Consider the following 18823-nt stretch of genomic DNA (forward strand, 5'->3'; position numbering starts at 1 on the left):
TTCATTAGATCAATAGCACAAGTGACCACATATCACACCAAAGAAGTCACATATAGCAACACATCACTCAATATTGTTACTTATACTATTACCAAGTAACGATTAACGAGTAAAACCTATGGACTTCCCCCTACATCATCATCGATTAAGCTACAGCCAGCGCATTAATAGCCAAGCGCTGGCTGCAAAAATGGCTTCACCTTTTGCCTAAAACTAAACTGTAGGGACCTTTTATGTCTGCTTTTACTCACCAAAAATATCAAGCCTTTCCCCCTGTTCAGCTTGCCCAAAGAACTTGGCCGAACAATACCATTACCCACGCCCCGCAATGGTGTAGCGTTGACCTTAGAGATGGCAACCAGGCACTCATCGAGCCGATGTCTGTAGAGCAGAAAAAAGCCTTGTTTGCGCTGTTAATAAAGCTAGGTTTTAAGCAAATCGAAGTTGGCTTTCCTGCTGCATCAACCACTGACTTTGACTTTGTTCGCTGGTTGATCGAAGCAGAGCAAATTCCTGATGATGTGTCTATTCAAGTATTAACTCAGGCTCGCCCCGCCTTGATAGCCCGAACGTTTGAAGCCGTTTCTGGGGCTAAGAATGCGATCGTTCATTTGTATAACTCCACCTCTCGGGTACAGCGCGAGAAAGTATTCAAACTCGATAAAGCCGGTATTATCGACATCGCAGTTCAAGGCGCTAAAGAGCTGCAACAACACGCGTTACGCTACCCCGATACTAACTGGCAATTTCAATACTCGCCCGAGAGTTTCACCGGTACTGAGTTAGATTTTTCCGTGGATATTTGCAACGCAGTGGTGGCCCAATGGCGCCCTCATGCAAGCAAAAAAATCATATTGAACCTACCTGCTACGGTAGAAATGTCGACCCCTAATGTTTACGCGGATCAAATAGAGTGGTTCATCCAGCATATTGATCATCGCGAAGACATTATTATTAGTCAGCATACCCATAACGACCGAGGTTGTGGCATCGCCGCTGCAGAGTTAGGTCAGCTAGCTGGTGCAGACCGAGTAGAAGGCACCTTGTTAGGTAACGGTGAACGAACCGGCAACATGGATATCGTCACCATGGCCATGAACCTATATAGCCAGGGTATTGACCCAAAACTAGATTTAGCAAATGTAGATGAAATTGTACAAGTCGTGAAATACTGTACTCAATTGCCTGTACATCCGCGTCATCCCTATGTTGGAGAACTGGTGTTTACCGCCTTTTCTGGCAGTCATCAGGATGCGATTAAGAAATGCTTAGATTTGCAGCGTGAAGGCTCAGCTTGGGATGTCGCTTATCTGCCTATCGACCCGGCGGATTTAGGCCGTGATTATCAGGAAGTGATCCGCATTAACAGCCAATCGGGCAAAGGCGGTATTTCTTATATCCTTGATAGGGATTATGGCATTCAGCTACCGCGTTGGGCACTTATCGAGTTTAGCGCGATCGTACAAAAGGATGCTGAACATAGTGGTGAAGAAATTAGCCCGAATAAAATATGGACGTTATTCCAACAACACTACTTGAGTCAAACCAAGGGCTATCAACTTGGTCATTATCAAGTTAATTACCAACAGCAAGAACATATTCAAATAAGCTTACAGCACCCTGAGCAGCCTTGTAAGATAGAAGCCTTTGGCAACGGAGCGTTAGCCGCTTTTGTCAACGGTTTGAAACAACAATTTGAATTAGATATTGAGGTCGTCGATTACAGTGAACACGCCCTAAGCAAAGGCGCAGAAGCCGAAGCAGTATGTTACATCCATGCAAAAATTGCCGGGCAGCGTTACCTTGGCGTGGCTATCGATAAAGATATATTGACCGCAAGCCTTAAAGCGATGTTGTGTGCGGTAAACCAAGAGTTAACGGCATTGGGGGCTGAAGCGGAAGCTTAATAACTGTACTATCCGCGCTCACCTAGCGCGGATAGTATTAATGCTGTTTTAGTGCTGATGACCACCAGCTCCATGGGCATGACCATGAGCTAACTCTTCTTCAGTAGCATCACGAGCTTCTACCACCTTGATAGCAAAATCTAGATGTTTACCCGCATAAGGGTGATTAGTATCAATGGTTGCCATAAACTTACCCACTTTTAGTACCGTAACTTGGCGCGGGCCTTGTTCAGTTTGAACAACCGCTGGCATGCCCGCTTTCCAACGCTTAGCACCTTGCAAATGTTTAACAGAGATACGCTCTACTGCTTCTTCATTGCGAACGCCATAAGCTTGCTCTGGAGGCAGGCTTAAGTTAACCAGGTCACCGGCTTCTTTGCCTTCTAAACCCGCTTCAATGGCAGGGATCATGGCATTATGGCCGTGCAAATACGCCACCGCGTCTTTTTCAGTGGCTTCTAGCTGCTCACCACCGGTTTCATGCAGGGTATATTCAAATCGAACGACACAGTCTTTTGCGACTTTCATTGTATTATCTCAAGATAGAATTGTTGCCACACTACAGCAGAATAGCGAGACTTTGCCAAGTACCCGCCTACATAATTAGCCGCAAACGGATATTTTTAGCTCAAGCATTGAAAAATGGTAAGAGAGTTGAGGGCTCTAGACTCCTCAATATTGGCGTTTAAATGGGCTGCAGCCTTAGTGGTAACGTTTACACTTCCATCAATTTTTGTCAGTGCATTACGCCTATTACGGCGGCGCCTGGTAGGTAATAGTGATAATTCAGCTTCCTTTAAATGATAGTCTTGCATGCTTACTCCCTTAGGCCATTTTCGCTTGGTAAAAATGAATACTAAACGCTCAGATTATCCTAAGTCGCCTCTAGCGACAGCCCCGACTTTAGTCTTAAAAGCCCACCAGCCCCTCATCAGACAAATAAAATTATCAATTCATTTTTCACATACCTGAAATAACCTAAGTGCTATTGCCCGACATCATGAAAACGGTCAATATTCCAGCATAAGATTAAACATCCACAGTCTACAGGGAGGTAGGAACAGAGAGAGTAGTTAATGACATTAAACAATTCCGTAGACTTAACCCCTTCAAGCGATACGATCAGCCATGCATCAATGGCATTGATGGAACACCTGTTCTCTCTACAGGCTCTCCCAGAGCAAACGCATATTAACGAGCTGGCGGCACTGAACCGTAATTTACATCACAGTGACCCTCTCAAGCAGTTAGCTTTACTGCGTGAAACGGCTGAGCGCTTACAACTGTTCAAAAACTTTGAGCCAAGCTCTTGGTTTGTGCAAGAAGGTGGGGACTATTTATATAGACCCGAATTATTACGCAATGCGCCACTCACCAAAGTGATTTTGTTACTCAAAGAAACCCTCGCTTACCGTAACTGGGCTGGGTTGCTACAAGTAGCGCATCCACACTACTTACCCCAGCTACTGGCCCGTTTGAGTGAATTCTCTTCGAGCAGCACTAACTAAAGTTGCTTACAGATAAAATCAGCGAGACCGGGAAAACCACCCAAATGCTGAATCAGTTTAATCTGCAAGTCATTGTGCGCGCTGTGTGCTTGCTCTACGATGCGCGGAAGATCGTTCACCACATGGGTTCCTTCCGCTAAAAAATGAGGATATAGGGTAATATCTCTAACCCCTGCTTGATAACACTCTTCTATGGTTGTCGATATTGAAGGTTCAACCAACTCTAAAAATGCGGCATGCACATGTTGATAATCGGTGAGTTGCTTGGCCATTTGGGCCGCAAGAGTGACCACTTCTTGGTTTGACTGAACGCGACGGCTTCCATGAGCCACAACCAGTAAAGCTTTCATTGTATTCCTTGAATAAAGTATTGTTCTCAGACTTACGCAACTAACACTAGGTTAGATTAAGTCTATGAGCATTTATATTACAGAGTGAGAGAAGAAATAGAACAACGGGGGGGGGAAGGAAGTATTTAGCCCTCGTAGACGAGGGCTAAATAAGACACTATTTTACAGCATCTTTTAGCGCTTTACCGGCTACGAAAGCAGGTACATTAGCAGCAGCAATTTGAATCTCAGCACCCGTCTGAGGATTGCGACCAGTGCGTGCTGCACGGTGGTTAACTTTAAATGTACCAAAACCGATTAGCTGAACTTGGTCGCCATCTTTAAGTGCGCCAGTGACTGCACCTAAAGTTGTTTCCAATGCCAATTTTGCTTGAGCTTTTGAAAGATCAGCTTTTTCTGCAATAGCGTCAATGAGTTCAGTTTTATTCATAGTGTCTAAATCCTTTAATGTTCGTTTAAATAATCCAGCTTCACTTTAAGAGAAAAAAAAACCCCACGCAAAGAGTTTTTCCCGTTTAGAGCCTTGATTGGCGGGGCTTTAACCAATTTATGCGTAAACAGTCACAAAATCACAGCTTATTAGTGATTGTTTATGCCTTAGCTGGCGTCCAAACAAATACCTAAGTTGCTTACTCCTTGGTTTACGGCGAGAGCTTTTAAGGCCTGGATGCCGTTTTTATCCGCCGCTAAGCTATCAATAGCGTCTAGCAACGTCGTTTGAAACTCTAGCTCATGTTGCACCAATTCTTGCTGCATCACTTGCTCGTCAGTCAGCTCACCATACTGCAACTCCAGCATGCCTAAAACGCTCGCTAACGAGGTTTGACTTGCTTGCTCCGCTTCTTGTCCAGTAGGCTCAAGTAAACTGGTAAACAAACACTCAGCCACTACACAGCAATCAAGGGCAGGATAGACGCCATACATATCATATTGTTGGGGATCTGGAATTAAGTCTTCAAAGCGCTCTCTTTGAATGGCAAAGTTGATCTTATTTTGCGGAAATAATGTTTTTTCCCAGAATAAGGCCATCAGCTTATTAAAATCTGCTTGATGGTCTAATTCGACGGCTTGGCAAAACAATAAGTAATTGGGTGACATTCTTTGCAATAAGGCTAAACAATATAGCGCCTGTTGGCTGTTCGATAATTTGGCTAAACGGTCTATATCACAAGGGGTAAGCATTGGTTGCTCCACGCTAAACAAAACAATTAAACTAATTCTAGTTACCCGCGAAGCTTAACATCTGCTTGGCCTGTTCGTTAAGCCCTGGGCGGGTACTAAACCATTATATGAGGTAATAAATGAACATTTGCATAGTGAACCCCGAGGCTAATTTCTACTATGACGCCTTAAGCCAACGTTTCCCTCAGTTTTGCTGGCACTATGCATTACAAGCCAAAGACCTTTCACCCCAAGCTAAGCTCAGTCAAGTGCTACTTGCTAGCCCCTCTGAGGCCGCACAGCTAATTCGCGAAATGCCAAATTTAGATTGGGTGCACTCTACGTTTGCAGGAATAGAACCTCTGTTAGCAGCTACACTGCCAAAGCACTATCAGCTGACCAACAGCAGAGACGTTTTTGGCCCTTTAATGAGCGAGTATGTGTTTTCGCATTTACTCAAACTAACTCAACAACATCAGGCCTATGCACAGCTACAACAACAGTGTTCATGGCAAGCGCTGGTTAATACTAGCCTACAGCAGCGCATTTTTTGTTGTATTGGTAGTGGCAACATAAGCCAGCATTTAGCAAAAACAGCCGCACATTTTGGTATGAGCCCCTTAGCGGTAAGCCTCAGTGGTCAAGCCAAACCAAGCTTTACACAAGTCGTCAGTATGGATAAACATCACTTATTGACTCAGCAAGCTGACGTCGTGGTGGCGGTGCTGCCTAATACCCCCCAGACCAGACATTTATTAAGCCATGATTTTTTTGAGCAATTGCGGCCCGATGTTATTTTTATTAATGTTGGACGTGGGGCCACTGTAGACCAAGCTGCTCTATTGGACTTTTTAAACACCCATCCTACAGCACAGGCCATTATTGATGTGACCAGCCCTGAGCCCTTACCTAAAGATCATCCACTTTGGTTGCAAAACAATTGCACAATCACCCCGCATATCGCAGCGCCAAGCCGCGTAATAGACATTACTCGACTGTTTGCGGACAATCTTGCTACTTACAGTAAAGGGCTTGAATTGAGGGATAAGGTGGATTTTAGAAAGGGTTACTAGTGCCAAGTCAATCAGCAGCCGCGATTTATCTGCCATAAACCAATGCACAAGATAAAACGCGGTTCAGTTAATCATCGTCTTGATAGCTAATTTGCTTTTCCAGATCAAAGGCTGCAAATGCGCGGTCCCCTAAAGAGTTCAGCACTTTCACTTCCCCCTCTAAAATGGCGATAATAATTTTCCCCTCTTTATCTTCATTGGGGATAATTACCCGCCCTTTACTACTTTTGCATAAATCAGACAAAACCTGTTGTTGCAATAACAAAGGGTTATCTTCATCGTAGTAGAGCATTGTCACCTTCATAGAACCTCTTAAGCATTTGATTCATCAATAATAACTTTCAGCCTACAGGCACCGATACCTAGTCACTTCTTGTAGGTTAAATAAACTTTAACACCTTGTCATCGTTAACAAAATTGATAAACAATTTATCAACACTATATTAAAGATAGCATAGCTTACTCGTTATAGAGCAACTATGGTTTTGTTTTTAAGCTTAGCTTATAGTCGACGTTTGAGCATTAAAATATAGAGAGCGTTATGGCGTATAAAGAGTATAAAGTGATTGCAATAACCGAAGGGGCATTAGGAACTCTATTTTTAGGGGCTTCGGGTATGCCCTTGCAAAAGGTTGAAGCCACGCTAAATAAAGAAGCCAGCCAAGGCTGGCAACTGGTTTTTCAGGTAATCGAAAACCGCCGTTTTTGGCTATTTTGGAGCCGTGAAACCGTAATAGTGACTTTGGGGCGTTAGTACTGAATGTTAAGCCGAGAGCAAATAGAAAATCAGCAAGAGCAGTTACGTCTTGAAATAAGACAGCTCCCAGATGAACAACGTAAGCAGTTCTATCGTTTGTGGGAGAAGCAGGTAAAAGATCCTGATAGCTATGCCGTACTAAACTATTTGCTGCTGGCAGGCTTACACCATTTCTACTTGACTAAGTGGCTACGCGGCAGTGTTAACTTGCTGGTTTCCGTATTCTCGCTGATATTGCTACTTAGTGGATTTTGGCAATGGGGAGTCGCTTTGTTAGTGCTGGTAACTGTAGTAGAACTACCAGCACTGTTTCGCTCGGAACTCATGGTGCTGGATTACAATAACCAAACCATGCGAGCCTTATTGAAACAACTAAAAAGTGGCTAGTTTTTAGGGCCTTTAATTAACCATAAAATCACACCCAGCATTGGCAATAAACAAATCAAAAATACCCATAAGTATTTGCGCCCGACTTCTGCACTGCTGTTTAATATTTTAACAATGGCATAAACATCACTGACGATGATCGCAAGTGCCAATAACAATGACAAAGACATTGTTTCTCCTAAATGTACCGAATAATAGGCTTATTCTAAATCAATTTGACGACGTAGTTTTAACAAAATTTCATGGCGAGCTTTAGCATGTTCATTTTCAACCTGTCGACTCAATTGTTGAGTGGCCATGTCTATTTCAAAATACAGCCAACTGCGCACGAACACGCCGTAGCGTGTATCCAAGCCAAAGGCAATCAAGCGGGTGTAGTTTTGCTCAGGCGGATCTTGATAAAGTTGCTTACGTGATTCTATCAGTACCTCACCAAGCTCTTGCTCAGAAATGGAACTGGCAAACGCCATTGAACTCGCCAACCACGCCATCAATACACTAATAAGCAAACATTGTTTCATCACAAATCTCCTATTCACAGAGTAACTTAATCGCCATCACCAATAACAATAAGGCAAAGGCCTGTTTCAATCTCTTTGCTGGTAGACGATAAGCTAAGCGGCTGCCTAATCGAGCAAATATTGAACTGGTTAACACAATACCAAGCCAAGCAGGCATATAGACATAACCGATACTCCAAGCGGGTAGCTCAGCGGATCCCCAACCATTATAGATATAGGCAGCAGTGCCAAATATAGCGATGGGTAAACTACACACCGCCGATACGGCAACGGCTTTAGGCAGTGACACACCAAACCAACTAAGAACCGGAAAAGTAATCGTTCCTCCGCCAATGCCAAACATACTAGAAATGGTGCCAACAGCAGTACCAATCATGCCTATTCCCCACGTGTTCGGCAGCTTGCGCTGGGCTTTAGGGATCCGGCCAAAAGCCATGTAAAGTGACATAACTAATAAGAAGCAGCCGAAATACCAAGTTAAATGTTCCGCATGCAATTGCGTGGCAATCCAAGCGCCTAGTATAGATCCAAACGCAATACCTAAGCCTAAACGATAGACAATAGACCAATCGATGGAGCCTCGACAATAATGCGCATAACTGGCGCTACTCGCGGTAACAATAATCGACGCTAATGACGTACCAATAGCAAGATGGATGGCAGATTCGCTGGCAAAACCCATGGCACCAAAACTACCGATTAATACCGGAACAATGACTAAACCACCACCAATGCCAAACAAGCCAGACATTAAACCAGCAACCGCGCCAATCATTAAAAAACTAACAAAGGTCACAACAGACTACAGCTCAACGATTATTTTGAATGATCAGTCTGCGTTAAGTACTGTTTTTTGGCAAGGCTTTCGCTTACATCAGAAAATGAGTGATATGACATATAAGGAAGAAAATGGGGCTCACCAATGCTTTTCAGCTTAAGGGTGACAACGGCAATCAGTACCAAGATAAGTACAATGCCTATTTGAGTCGGTGACTTCATAGTGACAAGCTCTCTGTTACGGCAATAATATGAACTTCATCCGTAAAGAGTTCTGAGGCACACTATACCAAAAAAGTGGTATAAATCGAGGATAAACGGAATAAATAACACGCATTGGGTGAATACGTGTTATTTAAATTTTAAATAGCTGAGTAATTTAAGTGTCTCTACTTATGGTAAGGAGCACTCAATTCATGGACAGCATCGATAAACGCACCCGCATGATCAGGGTTAACATCGGGATGAATACCATGGCCTAGGTTAAATACATGCCCATTACCTTGGCCAAACCCGGCCAAAATAGTGCCAACTTCTTCTCTGATTCTTTCTATCGGTGCGTACAGCATAGAAGGATCCATATTGCCCTGCAAAGCCACTTTATCGCCAACCCTTTTTTTCGCGTCAGCAATATTAATGGTCCAGTCTAAGCCCACCGCATCACAACCGGTGGCAGCAATTTGTTCTAACCACTGCCCGCCATTCTTCGTGAAGAGGGTCACTGGTACTGTTTGACCATTTACTTTGCGGGTTAAACCATCAACAATTTTGTGCATATAACGCAGCGAAAACTCGTTGTAATCACGCGGAGACAACACCCCACCCCAGGTATCAAATATCATCACTGACTGAGCACCAGCAGCGATTTGCGCATTCAAGTATAAGATGACCGAATCGGCCAACTTATCCAATAGTAAATGCAAGGTTTTCGGCTCTGCGAATGCCATTTTCTTCACTGCACTAAAAGACTTAGTGGTACCACCCTCAACCATATAAGTTGCTAAAGTCCAGGGACTACCAGAGAATCCAATCAGTGGTACGTCACCTTTTAGCTCTCTTTTAATGGTGCGAACCGCATTCATCACATAGCCCAGCTCCTGCTCAGGATCGGGGATAGGCAAGGCTTTCACTTGCGCTAAACAACTGAGAGGACGCTCAAATTTAGGACCTTCACCAGTAGAAAAATACAAGCCTAGTCCCATCGCATCGGGGATGGTTAAAATATCCGAAAACAGAATGGCTGCGTCTAAATTAAAGCGGCGCAAGGGCTGTAAAGTCACTTCACAAGCTAAGTCAGCATCTCGGCACACAGACATGAAATCGCCAGCATCGGCACGCACTGCACGATACTCAGGTAAATACCGTCCTGCTTGACGCATCATCCATACAGGTGTTGCATCAACAGGTTGCTTTAATAGTGCTCGTAAATAGCGATCGTTTTTCAGTTCCGACATTACCTTTCCGATTCCTCAAATAATTAGCTAGTGCATTGTAACTAGCTACTTAAACAACTCAAGCCTTATAAGCCAGCCAATCACGTTTAATCACACTGTTGTAAGCTTTATTCCGTTTGCTGGCTAAGCCAGTGATTAATCATATCTCGAGCAATCGTGCCAGGAGGTGGTAAGTGAGGTAAAACAGAGGCATCAAACCATTGAGCGTCAGCTAACTCCCGACGATCAATATTTATCTCTCCCTCGGCATAGTCTGCAAAATATGCTGCCATCAACGAGTGAGGGAATGCCCAAGGTTGGCTTTTCCAATATTGCACGTTTTTAACTTTTAGACCGGTTTCTTCTCGCGTTTCTCGGTGAACGGTTTGTTCGAGCGTTTCCCCTGCTTCAACAAAGCCAGCAATCGCTGTATAAATGGGCATATCTTGTTTTTGATGACGACGATGATTAGCCAACAACACTTTATTTCCGTCAGTAATTAATACGATAATACTGGGTGAGATCCTTGGGTAGGCTCTAAAACCACAATGGTCACATTGCATCGCCAGCTCCCAATCGACTCGCACTAAGGCGTTACCGCAACGACCGCAAAATTTATGGGTTTGTAGAAATAAGGCAAATTGCTGGGCTTTTCCGACTAAATTGAAAAGCGCCGCATTAAGTAAGGACATGGTGGTGCGTAATTCAAGCCACTCTCCCATGCCCATATCGACAACTTCAGGCAACTCGAGCCGCAGGCAGGCTTCGCCTTTATAACTAGCAAATCGTTCAGCCGCGCTAAAATCAAGCATCGGTACGGGTAGATCGTCTATGTCGCCATAAGGGATCCGCTCTCCTTGGGGAATCACTAGTACTTGATTACCACAGGTAAAAAACCACCAGCCAAATTGTTTGGTCACACCACATCCTTTCTTTGCTACAAAGCTTGCTCAATTGATGAATAATGACCAAGCTTAAGCGACAGTACAAGCTTTTCACTATCAACAAATGTTTACCTAGCCCCCACTTAAACTAAATATCGGTTGACGAAAGCCCATATTTTATTTAGTTATAGAGGAAGCTTTAGTGATTTAGGAGCAAGAGCCAATGTTAAGCAAATTAGAGAAAGCTCAAGCTAAATGGGGTGGCGCTAGCCAAGTCATAGACGCTTGGTTACTCGCAAGAAAACAACTACTTATTGGCTACTGCGAGATGGCGGGCTTACCCCCTTACGATAGCGCCGAACGATCTTTACCGCCACTGGCTGAAATTACTCAATTTTGCCAAAAATTAGTCGATTACGCCTCTACCGGACACTTCGAAATTTACGAGCAAATTGTCAGCGAATGCGCCAGTGATGGTGATACCCTGCCCGGTGAAAAGCTATTACCGCAAATTACTGCCACCACTGACACGGCTTTAGCATTTAACGATAAATACGCCGAAGTGAGTGAAGATTTAGAACTAGCCAGTTTTGATCGGGACTTGTCTCAGTTGGGCCAAGAAATGGAAGAGCGCTTTGCCATTGAGGATGAATTACTTGATCACTTGTATCAGCATAGCCAGCAAAGTGCAGCGGCCGAATAAGCTATTTCCCTAATCACTATGTTTGATTAGAAGGTTGTTGGTGAATGATAGAAGCTAAACGACAAACAAAAACGCAGCGCCAAAGCGCTGCGTTTTTTTATTCACTAGAAAGCGATTAACTAGCTAGCGGGTTGCTCAGCAACTGGTGCGTCTGCTTTTTCAATTTCAATCAATTCAACTTCAAATACTAAGATAGAATTTGGTGGGATACTGCCCGCACCATTTTCACCATAGCCCAATTCTGATGGGATAAAGAACTTGTATTTAGCGCCTTTAGACATTAACTGTACGCCTTCCGTCCAACCTGGAATTACTCGGTTTAGAGGGAATGTAGCAGGTTCGCCACGATCGTATGAGCTATCAAAAGTCGTACCGTCTGTTAGGGTGCCTTTGTAATGAACTGTTACAGTATCTTCAGCACTTGGCATGTCGCCTTCAGCCGCTGTTAGCACTTCATATTGAAGGCCTGACTCTGTCACCATAACGCCTTCACGAGCGGCATTATCAGCTAAGTATTTGTCGCTTTCTGCTTTAGCAGCTGCGGCATCTTCAGTAGTTTTCTTCTCTACTAGAGTCGCTAACTTTTCATCTAAAGCTTTAAGGGCAGCTTGAATCTCATCTTCAGACATAGCCACGTCACCGGTTAAACCATCTTGCATACCTTTAAGAACTAATGCGTTATCTAATTCAAGGCCCAATTCTTTTTGCTGCTCTAGGGTTGTCGCAATATAGCGAGAAACCGAAGCACCAATGGCGTAAGCTTGCTGTTGATCTACATTTTCTAGGGCAACTTGAGCTGCCGCTGGAGCTTCAGCTTTTTCTTCCTGACAGCCAGTTACGGCAATAATCGAGGCGGCTAAAACCGACACGGCAAAAAACTTCTTCATTCATTTATCTCCAATTAGAGTCGCATTAATCTGTGGCCTAGTGTGCAGAACACTATGAATAATTAAACACTTAGCCAACAAAGCCCTTATACTAACCCTATTAGTCAACACAACCTAGTGACAGTTCCGTAAAAAAACGTAAAAAAATGACATTGTTTAAATTATTAGTAATTTTTAGCTTTTCTATTTTAGTTACGGCTTGTAGCGACGACTCAACGCCGAGCGTTAGTTGGCAACAAGCCACTGACGGCGCTTACGCAGCCACCTTGTCGACAGACGGAAGTCTAAGTTTGGTGTCATCAGTCCATCATGGCTTAAGCCTGTGGGATGTAAAACAACAACGTCAGTTGTTCCAATGGGATCATCAAAACCAAGCCAATAACCAAGTTTTTTTAGTCAAAATTGCTGAGGGTAACCGTTACGCAATTAGTGCTAGCCGCGATGACTTTGTAGTCTGGGATATCAGCAATGGACAGGCTTTGGGCTATTGGACACTTGGCGAATCAAGCATTCGCGACATTGCATTATCAGAGAATGGGCAACAAGTCTTAATTGGCCTAAGTGAAGGCAAGGTTATTCATCTAGATTTGATGAGCGGGCGACGTTTAGAGTTTCTAGGCCATACCGAAAAAGTGAATGCCGTGGCACTGTCGGCCAACGGCCGCTACGCCTTAACTGGCGGCAACGATTACCAAGCACTATTTTGGGATACCCAAAGCGCTCAAGTGATTTTGCGTTTTCCTCATCAAGGACGAGTCACCATGGTGGCTCTTGAATCAAACGGCCAATACGCATTTACCGCAGACACGGGGAAGTTAGCACGCATTTGGGCTATCCCAAGTGGTGAGCAAGTCAGCCAGCTAAAGCTTACCGCTCGGCAGAATATCTTCACCTATGTTAACTTTGCAAAACAAGGAGAATGGCTAATTACCGGATCTGCGGCGCGTAAACTCAGTCTATGGCATGTTAAAACAGGCCAAGCGCTACAGCATTGGTTAGTGACTCCCAAGCAAAAAACTCGGCCTAAAAGCGCGGTTGTGTATGCTGGAGCAATGCTTGATAATGACCAGCTAGTGAGCGCCAGCTCTAGCGGTTTAATTGAAGTATGGAACATAAAAAATTAGCAGTATGAATGATCAAGACCTAGCAAGCGTAATTGAACGCCTCGAAACCAAACTAGCCTTTCAAGAAGATACCATTGAGCAGCTAAACTTGGCTTTACAAAATCAACAAAATCAATTGGAAACCTTGCAACACCAATTCAAGCTAATTCGTCACAAACTCTTTGAAGGTGATGGCAGCGCTGCCGTAGCCCCACAAGAACAAGAAACGCCTCCTCCTCATTACTAACCCTTAGGTTTGAATTTAAGCATGTCTTTTCAATTTCGTTTAGCGCTAGAAAGTGACCTCCCCTGTATTGTTGACATCTACAATTCGATCATTGACTCGCGGCAAGTGACTGCCGACACCGAACCGCAAACGGTGACATCGCGCTTAACCTGGTTTAGACAACACCAAAATCCTCAACGCCCTTTATATGTAATAGAACAGCACGGAGAAACCATTGCTTGGTTGAGTTTTAGCGATTTTTACGGGCGCCCGGCATACCAGCACAGTGCTGAAATCAGCCTATACATAGCCGAAAACCAACGAGGAAAAGGTTTAGGTAAACGCTTATTGGTGGCCGCCGAGCCCATGGCTAAAGCACTAGGTATAGAAATATTACTGGCTTTCATTTTTAGCCATAACACCCCCAGCTTGGGGTTATTCGACAAACTCGATTACAGCGTTTGGGGACAACTACCTAACGTAGCGAGAATGGACCAACAAGACTACAGCTTAACGATACTGGGTAAATCTCTCACTTAAGCTCAGATGAGCGAACCTGAAGACAATAAGCATTATGACCATTACTTACCACCACGGTTCGATAGCTGAACTGCTTGCTGTTGATGCCGCTATTCCAGAATTTGAGCGCCACAATACCGAGCAAGTGCTAAGCTCTCGGTTGACCGGTAAAAAGACGCTAATACTGATCGCTCGCGACAATAATCAGCCAATTGCCTACAAGCTTGGTTACCCACTTAACGCTCAAGCATTTTATAGTTGGTTAGGAGGCGTTGTCCCTGCCTACAGAAAACAAGGCATAGCGTCTGCTTTACGAGAGCAGCAAGAACAATGGGCGCTAACGGAGGGTTACCAGCAAATCAGTGTTAAGTCTATGAACCGTTATCCAGCAATGTTGCGCTTACTGATAGCCAGCGGCTACCAAATAGTGGGCTATGAAAACAACGGTAACAGTAACAACAGCAAAATTTGCTTTAGTAAATCGCTTAAGCAAAGCTAACTACGGTTTAAATAAACCAATAATATCTTGCTCTGCCGAAGGCTCTTGTTGCTTAGGTCGCTCGGCATGATAGTCACAACTCACGCATTCGATATGCTCACTTTCTTGTTGAGCATGTTGCTCAACGATTAAGCGGATAGAATCTTGCTCTCCACACTCGGGGCATACAGCACCCGCGATAAAACGATGTCTTGCCATAGTTAACTCTACTTTGAATAGCCATGTTGCTATGCGACTTAGGCCGCATCGGGTATCATAGCGGCATTATTGCACACTTTTAGCAGCACATAGCAACAACCATGATCGTAGCCAACAATATTAGCCTGCAACGCGGCAGCAAATTTCTTTTAGAAGAAACCAACCTCACCATTCACCCTGGGCAAAAAGTAGGTTTAGTGGGCCAAAACGGTTGTGGTAAATCATCGTTATTTGCCTTGTTAAAAAATCAGCTGCATGTAGATGCGGGCAACTTAAGTGTGCCAAGTAAATGGGCCATATCCAGTGTTGCCCAAGAAACACCAGAGCTTAGCCGTAAGGCCATTGATTACGTGATTGATGGCGACCAAGAATTTCGCCAACTAGAGCATGATATCGCCGCCGCGGAAGACGCGGGCGAAGGTGAGCTTATAGCCACTCTCCATACTAAACTCGATACCATTGGCGGTTACCAAGTAAAAACCAAAGCCGCTGAACTGCTAGCAGGCTTGGGCTTTAGCGAAGCCGGTCAACAACAAAGCGTGAGTGATTTTTCTGGTGGTTGGCGGATGCGTTTAAACCTCGCGCAAGCTTTATTGGTTCGCTCAGATTTGTTACTGCTTGATGAGCCCACAAACCACTTAGACTTAGATACCGTAGTGTGGTTAGAGCAATGGCTTAAGCGCTATCCTGGTACGCTAATACTGATTTCACACGACCGCGATTTTCTAGACAATATTATTAATCGTATCGTGCATATTGAGAATCAAAAGCTCAACGAATACACCGGAGGCTATTCCGACTTTGAGCAAATGCGCGCGACGCAATTGGCTCAGCAGCAAGCGATGTTTGAAAAGCAGCAACGAGAGCGCGCCCATATGCAAAGCTTTGTCGACCGCTTTCGTTACAAAGCCAGTAAAGCCAAGCAAGCACAAAGCCGTTTAAAAGCATTAGAAAAAATGGAAGTGATTAGCCAAGCGCACGTTGATTCGCAGTTTAGCTTTCACTTTAGAGAACCCGATAACTTGCCTCTACCGCTACTAACGATGGAAAAAGTCAGCGCTGGTTACGCTGATAAAACCATTCTTGAACAAGTGAAATTTAATTTAGTCCCTGGCAGCCGAATAGGCTTATTGGGGCGCAACGGAGCCGGTAAATCAACTTTTATTAAGCTGCTATCGGGTGAACTAAAAGCACTAGCAGGAAATGTTGAAATCAATAAAACCGCCAAAGTCGGTTATTTTGCTCAGCACCAATTAGAAACATTGCGTGCCGATGACACTCCCATGCAACACTTGCAGCGCATAGCGCCCAATACTACCGAAGCTGAACTACGTAAATATTTAGGAAGTTTTGGCTTTCAAGGAGATCAAGCATTAGAACCCGTTGCGCCGTTTAGTGGTGGTGAGAAAGCCCGCTTGGTGCTAGCCCTCGTGGTATGGGAGAAACCCAACTTATTGCTACTTGATGAACCTACCAACCACTTAGACTTAGAAATGCGCCACGCACTCACCTTAGCATTACAAGAATTTACTGGCGCAATGATCATCGTATCGCACGATCGCGCATTGTTACGTGCGACCACCGATGAATTTTACTTAGTAGACAGCCAGCGTGTATCACCATTTAACGGTGATTTAGACGATTATCAACAATGGTTAAGTCAAGCCAATCGGGCAGAAAACAGTAATGCCAATGGGGCTAGTGCTAACGCCAATTCTGTGGGGCTACGCAAGGAGCAAAAACGACGTGAAGCCGAGTTTAGGCAGCAAACTAAAGGCATTCGTAAAGAATTAGAAAGCTTAGAGAAACGCAGTGCCAAAGCCCAGCAAGCCCTCGAGAAAGTGGAACAAAAAATGGCGGAGCCAGAACTGTATGAGGCCGACAATAAAGCCCTACTTCAACAGTGTTTACAACAACAAGCTGAACTAAAAAGCGAACTTGAAGAAACTGAGCTAAGCTGGTTTGACTTGCAAGAGCAGCTCGAACAGCAGCAACAAGCTTTTGGCATTGAGCAAGCTGAATAAGTTTACTTGACCAAAACGTTTAGCCGAGTAATGCTACTAACAACAAAACTATTAATAACAATTCAAGGATGTATATGGACACGGCGCTTAACCGCTCAAGATTATTTATAGGTATTGCATTGATTGTGGTGGGTATTGCGGTAATAGCCTATGTGCTACCGCAAACGATTAGCCTTGTATCATTGCCACATGATGCACCATTTATGCAAGGGTTCTTCAATTGGTTAATGGCAGATACCGACGCCATCAATAACCAAGTCAGTGAAGAATTTTTCGAGATATTCCAAACCTTTGTCAAGGTCATCGTGCTCATCGTGTTTTTATATGTTTGTGTAAAATTAGTCACTGTTGGTTTGATGATTATCCGCGAGGGTGTCAGCCTTATTCGCCCTGCAGCTAGTAACAAAAAAGACAAAGTATAAAATCACGAGTTTTAGCGAGCCTTAGGCTCGCTAAAACTCCAGCCTAAACGTTCAAGCAGGCGCTCTTACAAGCCCAGTATCGCGCTGGCTAGTCCGAAGTACACCAATACACCAGATACGTCGGCAATTGTTGCCACCAGTGGGCCAGAGGCCGTTGCGGGGTCAAGCTTGATCTTATTAAGCAGGAAGGGCAGGCTTAAACCCACTAACGAGCCAACCAATACAATAATCACCATCGATAAAGATACGATCATCGCGACATCGGCCCCCCCTCTAAATACGCCGACACCGTACACCGCCACCGCCATGGTGATACCTAGCGCTAAACCTACCAATAATTCACGCGAAAATAGTTTCGACCAGTCGCTTTTATCGACCTCGCCAGTAGCCAGTGCCCGAACCATCAAAGCCGCTGCCTGAGAGCCAGCATTACCGCCACTGCCAATCAGTAAAGGTAGGAAGAACACCAGCGCCACATGACTAGCAATGGTATCTTCAAAATGAGCAATACCAGCCCCGGAGAACATGGCACCAAATACTAACAAAACCAACCACAATACTCGCTTTCGATAGAGCTCCCAAATACTGACGCGATCTACGGTTTCATCCAGTTTACCCACCGAGGCACTTTTTTGCGCATCTTCAGTGGCTTCTTCTACTGCCGCATCCATGGCATCATCGTAAGTCACAATCCCTACTAACTTTTGCAGTTCATCCACAACCGGTAAAGCCAGAAGGTCATAATGGCGAATTTGTTGGCTAGCATGCTCTTGGCTATCTTCTACAGCCAAAGATACCACTTCAGTTCGCATCAACTCACGTACTTGGGTATCGGGCGAAGCCAAAATAAGCTCTCGTAAAGAGATAGTACCTAGTAAGCGTCGCTGCCCATCAATCACGTAAGTTTGGTAAATGGTTTCTTTATCTGGCGCTTCTAAACGTAATTGTTTTAAAGCTCGGCTCACCAACCAATGTTCTTTCAAAGTGGCGTAATCCGACGTCATTAATGCGCCAGCTGTGCCTTCTGCATAGCTGGCCAGTTTACGTAAATCTTCACGCTCGGCCTGAGCTAAGCCAGGTAATACCATCGCCCGCTGTTCTTCGTCTAAATCATTGTATAAGTCGGCGCGTTCGTCGGCGTCCATACGCGAAAACAAAGCCGCCAACTTGTGTCGCTTCATCAAACCTGCCACATCAGCTTGCAGATACGGAGGTAAATAGGAAAAAACCTTAGCGCGATCGCCTAAGGAAAACATGGAGATTAACGGAAGTGCCTCTTTAGGCTCAAATTCCGCTAAAGCTTGGCCAATGTCGGCAAAGTGATATTCGTCTAAGGTTGAGCGCAAAGTTCCTTTATCAAGGTTAACTAATGCGAGCTCCAATTTTTGGTGAAGGTGTGCCATTTACTGCTCCAGCGTTCGCATAGAGCCAAGCACTAAGGTGACGGACTACGCGAAAAAATTTGGTTTTCTAATATCTAACAA

At 44.5% G+C, this 18823-nt stretch carries 27 protein-coding genes; 12 read left to right on the forward strand and 15 right to left on the reverse strand.

Going from position 1 to position 18823, the window contains the following annotated elements:
* Positions 1–233: 233 nt before the first annotated feature.
* The gene (gene leuA, locus M0C34_RS18260; protein ID WP_248713091.1) at positions 234–1907 is read left to right on the forward strand and encodes a 2-isopropylmalate synthase; all 1674 of its coding nucleotides are present in this window, start codon (positions 234–236) and stop codon (positions 1905–1907) included.
* A 48-nt stretch (positions 1908–1955) separates the two neighbouring features.
* On the opposite strand, the gene M0C34_RS18265 is transcribed toward leuA, so the two are convergent.
* Both M0C34_RS18265 and M0C34_RS18270 read right to left on the reverse strand, forming a co-directional pair.
* Positions 1956–2435, reverse strand: a complete 480-nt coding sequence (locus M0C34_RS18265; RefSeq protein WP_248713092.1) for an FKBP-type peptidyl-prolyl cis-trans isomerase — start codon at positions 2433–2435, stop codon at positions 1956–1958.
* A gap of 95 nt (positions 2436–2530) precedes the next feature.
* Complete coding sequence (locus M0C34_RS18270; protein WP_248713093.1) at positions 2531–2722, reverse strand: hypothetical protein; 192 nt, start codon at positions 2720–2722, stop codon at positions 2531–2533.
* A 261-nt stretch (positions 2723–2983) separates the two neighbouring features.
* On the opposite strand from M0C34_RS18270, the gene M0C34_RS18275 reads away from it, so the two are divergent.
* On the forward strand, positions 2984–3415 hold the full coding sequence (locus M0C34_RS18275; protein ID WP_248713094.1) for a hypothetical protein: 432 nt from the start codon (positions 2984–2986) through the stop codon (positions 3413–3415).
* On the opposite strand, the gene M0C34_RS18280 is transcribed toward M0C34_RS18275, so the two are convergent.
* The 3 genes from M0C34_RS18280 to M0C34_RS18290 form a co-directional block, all read right to left on the reverse strand.
* Entirely contained in the window at positions 3412–3795 is a 384-nt protein-coding gene (locus M0C34_RS18280; protein ID WP_371923141.1) for a sirohydrochlorin chelatase, read from the reverse strand. The genes M0C34_RS18275 and M0C34_RS18280 overlap by 4 nt on opposite strands.
* A gap of 127 nt (positions 3796–3922) precedes the next feature.
* Positions 3923–4195, reverse strand: coding sequence for a nucleoid-associated protein HU-alpha (hupA, locus tag M0C34_RS18285; RefSeq protein WP_248713096.1), 273 nt, complete (start codon positions 4193–4195; stop codon positions 3923–3925).
* 167 nt (positions 4196–4362) lie between these two features.
* Entirely contained in the window at positions 4363–4947 is a 585-nt protein-coding gene (locus M0C34_RS18290; protein WP_248713097.1) for a YjaG family protein, read from the reverse strand.
* Positions 4948–5066: 119 nt separating this feature from the next.
* Between M0C34_RS18290 and M0C34_RS18295 the strand changes: the two genes are divergently transcribed.
* The gene (locus tag M0C34_RS18295) at positions 5067–5999 is read left to right on the forward strand and encodes a D-2-hydroxyacid dehydrogenase (protein WP_248713098.1); all 933 of its coding nucleotides are present in this window, start codon (positions 5067–5069) and stop codon (positions 5997–5999) included.
* 67 nt (positions 6000–6066) lie between these two features.
* Here the strand turns inward: M0C34_RS18295 and M0C34_RS18300 are convergent, their stop codons facing one another.
* Entirely contained in the window at positions 6067–6303 is a 237-nt protein-coding gene (locus tag M0C34_RS18300) for a TIGR02922 family protein (RefSeq protein ID WP_248713099.1), read from the reverse strand.
* Between the two features lie 237 nt (positions 6304–6540).
* Here M0C34_RS18300 and M0C34_RS18305 point away from each other — a divergent pair, with 237 nt between their 5' ends.
* Together M0C34_RS18305 and M0C34_RS18310 are read left to right on the forward strand one after the other, a co-directional pair.
* The gene (locus M0C34_RS18305; RefSeq protein WP_248713100.1) at positions 6541–6753 is read left to right on the forward strand and encodes a DUF4177 domain-containing protein; all 213 of its coding nucleotides are present in this window, start codon (positions 6541–6543) and stop codon (positions 6751–6753) included.
* A 6-nt stretch (positions 6754–6759) separates the two neighbouring features.
* Positions 6760–7143: a TM2 domain-containing protein gene (locus tag M0C34_RS18310; protein WP_248713101.1), complete on the forward strand. Its 384-nt coding sequence runs from the start codon at positions 6760–6762 to the stop codon at positions 7141–7143.
* Here the strand turns inward: M0C34_RS18310 and M0C34_RS18315 are convergent.
* The 6 genes from M0C34_RS18315 to nudC form a co-directional block, all read right to left on the reverse strand.
* The gene (locus M0C34_RS18315) at positions 7140–7313 is read right to left on the reverse strand and encodes a PLD nuclease N-terminal domain-containing protein (protein ID WP_248713102.1); all 174 of its coding nucleotides are present in this window, start codon (positions 7311–7313) and stop codon (positions 7140–7142) included. The genes M0C34_RS18310 and M0C34_RS18315 overlap by 4 nt on opposite strands.
* 30 nt (positions 7314–7343) lie before the next feature.
* Complete coding sequence (locus tag M0C34_RS18320; protein ID WP_248713103.1) at positions 7344–7664, reverse strand: hypothetical protein; 321 nt, start codon at positions 7662–7664, stop codon at positions 7344–7346.
* 10 nt (positions 7665–7674) lie between these two features.
* Positions 7675–8460 (reverse strand): sulfite exporter TauE/SafE family protein, encoded by a 786-nt coding sequence (locus M0C34_RS18325; RefSeq protein ID WP_248713104.1) that lies wholly within the window; start codon positions 8458–8460, stop codon positions 7675–7677.
* Positions 8461–8480: 20 nt separating this feature from the next.
* Entirely contained in the window at positions 8481–8663 is a 183-nt protein-coding gene (locus tag M0C34_RS18330; RefSeq protein ID WP_248713105.1) for a hypothetical protein, read from the reverse strand.
* A 167-nt stretch (positions 8664–8830) separates the two neighbouring features.
* A complete protein-coding gene (hemE, locus tag M0C34_RS18335) occupies positions 8831–9895 on the reverse strand; it encodes a uroporphyrinogen decarboxylase (RefSeq protein WP_248713106.1) in 1065 nt (354 codons plus the stop codon).
* 107 nt (positions 9896–10002) lie between these two features.
* Positions 10003–10794: an NAD(+) diphosphatase gene (gene nudC, locus M0C34_RS18340; RefSeq protein WP_248713107.1), complete on the reverse strand. Its 792-nt coding sequence runs from the start codon at positions 10792–10794 to the stop codon at positions 10003–10005.
* Between the two features lie 187 nt (positions 10795–10981).
* Here nudC and rsd point away from each other — a divergent pair, with 187 nt between their 5' ends.
* Positions 10982–11461, forward strand: a complete 480-nt coding sequence (gene rsd / locus M0C34_RS18345; RefSeq protein ID WP_248713108.1) for a sigma D regulator — start codon at positions 10982–10984, stop codon at positions 11459–11461.
* Positions 11462–11580: 119 nt separating this feature from the next.
* Here rsd and fkpA read toward each other — a convergent pair whose 3' ends face one another.
* The gene (fkpA, locus tag M0C34_RS18350) at positions 11581–12348 is read right to left on the reverse strand and encodes an FKBP-type peptidyl-prolyl cis-trans isomerase (RefSeq protein WP_248713109.1); all 768 of its coding nucleotides are present in this window, start codon (positions 12346–12348) and stop codon (positions 11581–11583) included.
* Positions 12349–12494: 146 nt separating this feature from the next.
* Here fkpA and M0C34_RS18355 point away from each other — a divergent pair, with 146 nt between their 5' ends.
* The 4 genes from M0C34_RS18355 to M0C34_RS18370 are packed head-to-tail and all read left to right on the forward strand — an operon-like array spanning position 12495 to position 14695.
* Positions 12495–13472, forward strand: coding sequence for a WD40 repeat domain-containing protein (locus M0C34_RS18355; RefSeq protein WP_248713110.1), 978 nt, complete (start codon positions 12495–12497; stop codon positions 13470–13472).
* Positions 13473–13476: 4 nt separating this feature from the next.
* A complete protein-coding gene (locus M0C34_RS18360) occupies positions 13477–13698 on the forward strand; it encodes a SlyX family protein (RefSeq protein ID WP_248713111.1) in 222 nt (73 codons plus the stop codon).
* A 21-nt stretch (positions 13699–13719) separates the two neighbouring features.
* A complete protein-coding gene (locus tag M0C34_RS18365) occupies positions 13720–14217 on the forward strand; it encodes a GNAT family N-acetyltransferase (protein WP_248713112.1) in 498 nt (165 codons plus the stop codon).
* Positions 14218–14251: 34 nt separating this feature from the next.
* Positions 14252–14695 carry a GNAT family N-acetyltransferase gene (locus M0C34_RS18370; RefSeq protein WP_248713113.1) on the forward strand — a complete coding sequence of 148 codons (444 nt, stop codon included), beginning with the start codon at positions 14252–14254 and terminating at the stop codon, positions 14693–14695.
* Here the strand turns inward: M0C34_RS18370 and M0C34_RS18375 are convergent, their stop codons facing one another.
* The gene (locus tag M0C34_RS18375; protein ID WP_248713114.1) at positions 14696–14893 is read right to left on the reverse strand and encodes a YheV family putative zinc ribbon protein; all 198 of its coding nucleotides are present in this window, start codon (positions 14891–14893) and stop codon (positions 14696–14698) included.
* 101 nt (positions 14894–14994) lie between these two features.
* On the opposite strand from M0C34_RS18375, the gene M0C34_RS18380 reads away from it, so the two are divergent.
* Positions 14995–16917, forward strand: coding sequence for an ABC transporter ATP-binding protein (locus M0C34_RS18380; protein WP_248713115.1), 1923 nt, complete (start codon positions 14995–14997; stop codon positions 16915–16917).
* Positions 16918–16991: 74 nt separating this feature from the next.
* Positions 16992–17339, forward strand: a complete 348-nt coding sequence (locus M0C34_RS18385) for a hypothetical protein (RefSeq protein ID WP_248713116.1) — start codon at positions 16992–16994, stop codon at positions 17337–17339.
* A gap of 65 nt (positions 17340–17404) precedes the next feature.
* Here M0C34_RS18385 and mgtE read toward each other — a convergent pair whose 3' ends face one another.
* Complete coding sequence (gene mgtE, locus M0C34_RS18390; RefSeq protein ID WP_248713117.1) at positions 17405–18742, reverse strand: magnesium transporter; 1338 nt, start codon at positions 18740–18742, stop codon at positions 17405–17407.
* Positions 18743–18823: the final 81 nt, after the last annotated feature.

Source organism: Agarivorans sp. TSD2052 (assembly GCF_023238625.1).
Classification (GTDB): Bacteria; Pseudomonadota; Gammaproteobacteria; order Enterobacterales; family Celerinatantimonadaceae; genus Agarivorans.

What these genes read in the sequence shown, in the direction of transcription:
- leuA (WP_248713091.1), top strand. Translation starts at nt 234, where the DNA reads ATGTCTGCTTTTACTCACCAAAAATATCAAGCCTTTCCCCCTGTTCAG.
- M0C34_RS18265 (WP_248713092.1), bottom strand. Translation starts at nt 2,435, where the DNA reads ATGAAAGTCGCAAAAGACTGTGTCGTTCGATTTGAATATACCCTGCAT.
- M0C34_RS18270 (WP_248713093.1), bottom strand. Translation starts at nt 2,722, where the DNA reads ATGCAAGACTATCATTTAAAGGAAGCTGAATTATCACTATTACCTACC.
- M0C34_RS18275 (WP_248713094.1), top strand. Translation starts at nt 2,984, where the DNA reads ATGACATTAAACAATTCCGTAGACTTAACCCCTTCAAGCGATACGATC.
- hupA (WP_248713096.1), bottom strand. Translation starts at nt 4,195, where the DNA reads ATGAATAAAACTGAACTCATTGACGCTATTGCAGAAAAAGCTGATCTT.
- M0C34_RS18290 (WP_248713097.1), bottom strand. Translation starts at nt 4,947, where the DNA reads ATGCTTACCCCTTGTGATATAGACCGTTTAGCCAAATTATCGAACAGC.
- M0C34_RS18295 (WP_248713098.1), top strand. Translation starts at nt 5,067, where the DNA reads ATGAACATTTGCATAGTGAACCCCGAGGCTAATTTCTACTATGACGCC.
- M0C34_RS18300 (WP_248713099.1), bottom strand. Translation starts at nt 6,303, where the DNA reads ATGAAGGTGACAATGCTCTACTACGATGAAGATAACCCTTTGTTATTG.
- M0C34_RS18305 (WP_248713100.1), top strand. Translation starts at nt 6,541, where the DNA reads ATGGCGTATAAAGAGTATAAAGTGATTGCAATAACCGAAGGGGCATTA.
- M0C34_RS18310 (WP_248713101.1), top strand. Translation starts at nt 6,760, where the DNA reads ATGTTAAGCCGAGAGCAAATAGAAAATCAGCAAGAGCAGTTACGTCTT.
- M0C34_RS18315 (WP_248713102.1), bottom strand. Translation starts at nt 7,313, where the DNA reads ATGTCTTTGTCATTGTTATTGGCACTTGCGATCATCGTCAGTGATGTT.
- M0C34_RS18320 (WP_248713103.1), bottom strand. Translation starts at nt 7,664, where the DNA reads ATGAAACAATGTTTGCTTATTAGTGTATTGATGGCGTGGTTGGCGAGT.
- M0C34_RS18330 (WP_248713105.1), bottom strand. Translation starts at nt 8,663, where the DNA reads ATGAAGTCACCGACTCAAATAGGCATTGTACTTATCTTGGTACTGATT.
- hemE (WP_248713106.1), bottom strand. Translation starts at nt 9,895, where the DNA reads ATGTCGGAACTGAAAAACGATCGCTATTTACGAGCACTATTAAAGCAA.
- rsd (WP_248713108.1), top strand. Translation starts at nt 10,982, where the DNA reads ATGTTAAGCAAATTAGAGAAAGCTCAAGCTAAATGGGGTGGCGCTAGC.
- fkpA (WP_248713109.1), bottom strand. Translation starts at nt 12,348, where the DNA reads ATGAAGAAGTTTTTTGCCGTGTCGGTTTTAGCCGCCTCGATTATTGCC.
- M0C34_RS18355 (WP_248713110.1), top strand. Translation starts at nt 12,495, where the DNA reads ATGACATTGTTTAAATTATTAGTAATTTTTAGCTTTTCTATTTTAGTT.
- M0C34_RS18360 (WP_248713111.1), top strand. Translation starts at nt 13,477, where the DNA reads ATGAATGATCAAGACCTAGCAAGCGTAATTGAACGCCTCGAAACCAAA.
- M0C34_RS18365 (WP_248713112.1), top strand. Translation starts at nt 13,720, where the DNA reads ATGTCTTTTCAATTTCGTTTAGCGCTAGAAAGTGACCTCCCCTGTATT.
- M0C34_RS18370 (WP_248713113.1), top strand. Translation starts at nt 14,252, where the DNA reads ATGACCATTACTTACCACCACGGTTCGATAGCTGAACTGCTTGCTGTT.
- M0C34_RS18375 (WP_248713114.1), bottom strand. Translation starts at nt 14,893, where the DNA reads ATGGCAAGACATCGTTTTATCGCGGGTGCTGTATGCCCCGAGTGTGGA.
- M0C34_RS18380 (WP_248713115.1), top strand. Translation starts at nt 14,995, where the DNA reads ATGATCGTAGCCAACAATATTAGCCTGCAACGCGGCAGCAAATTTCTT.
- M0C34_RS18385 (WP_248713116.1), top strand. Translation starts at nt 16,992, where the DNA reads ATGGACACGGCGCTTAACCGCTCAAGATTATTTATAGGTATTGCATTG.
- mgtE (WP_248713117.1), bottom strand. Translation starts at nt 18,742, where the DNA reads ATGGCACACCTTCACCAAAAATTGGAGCTCGCATTAGTTAACCTTGAT.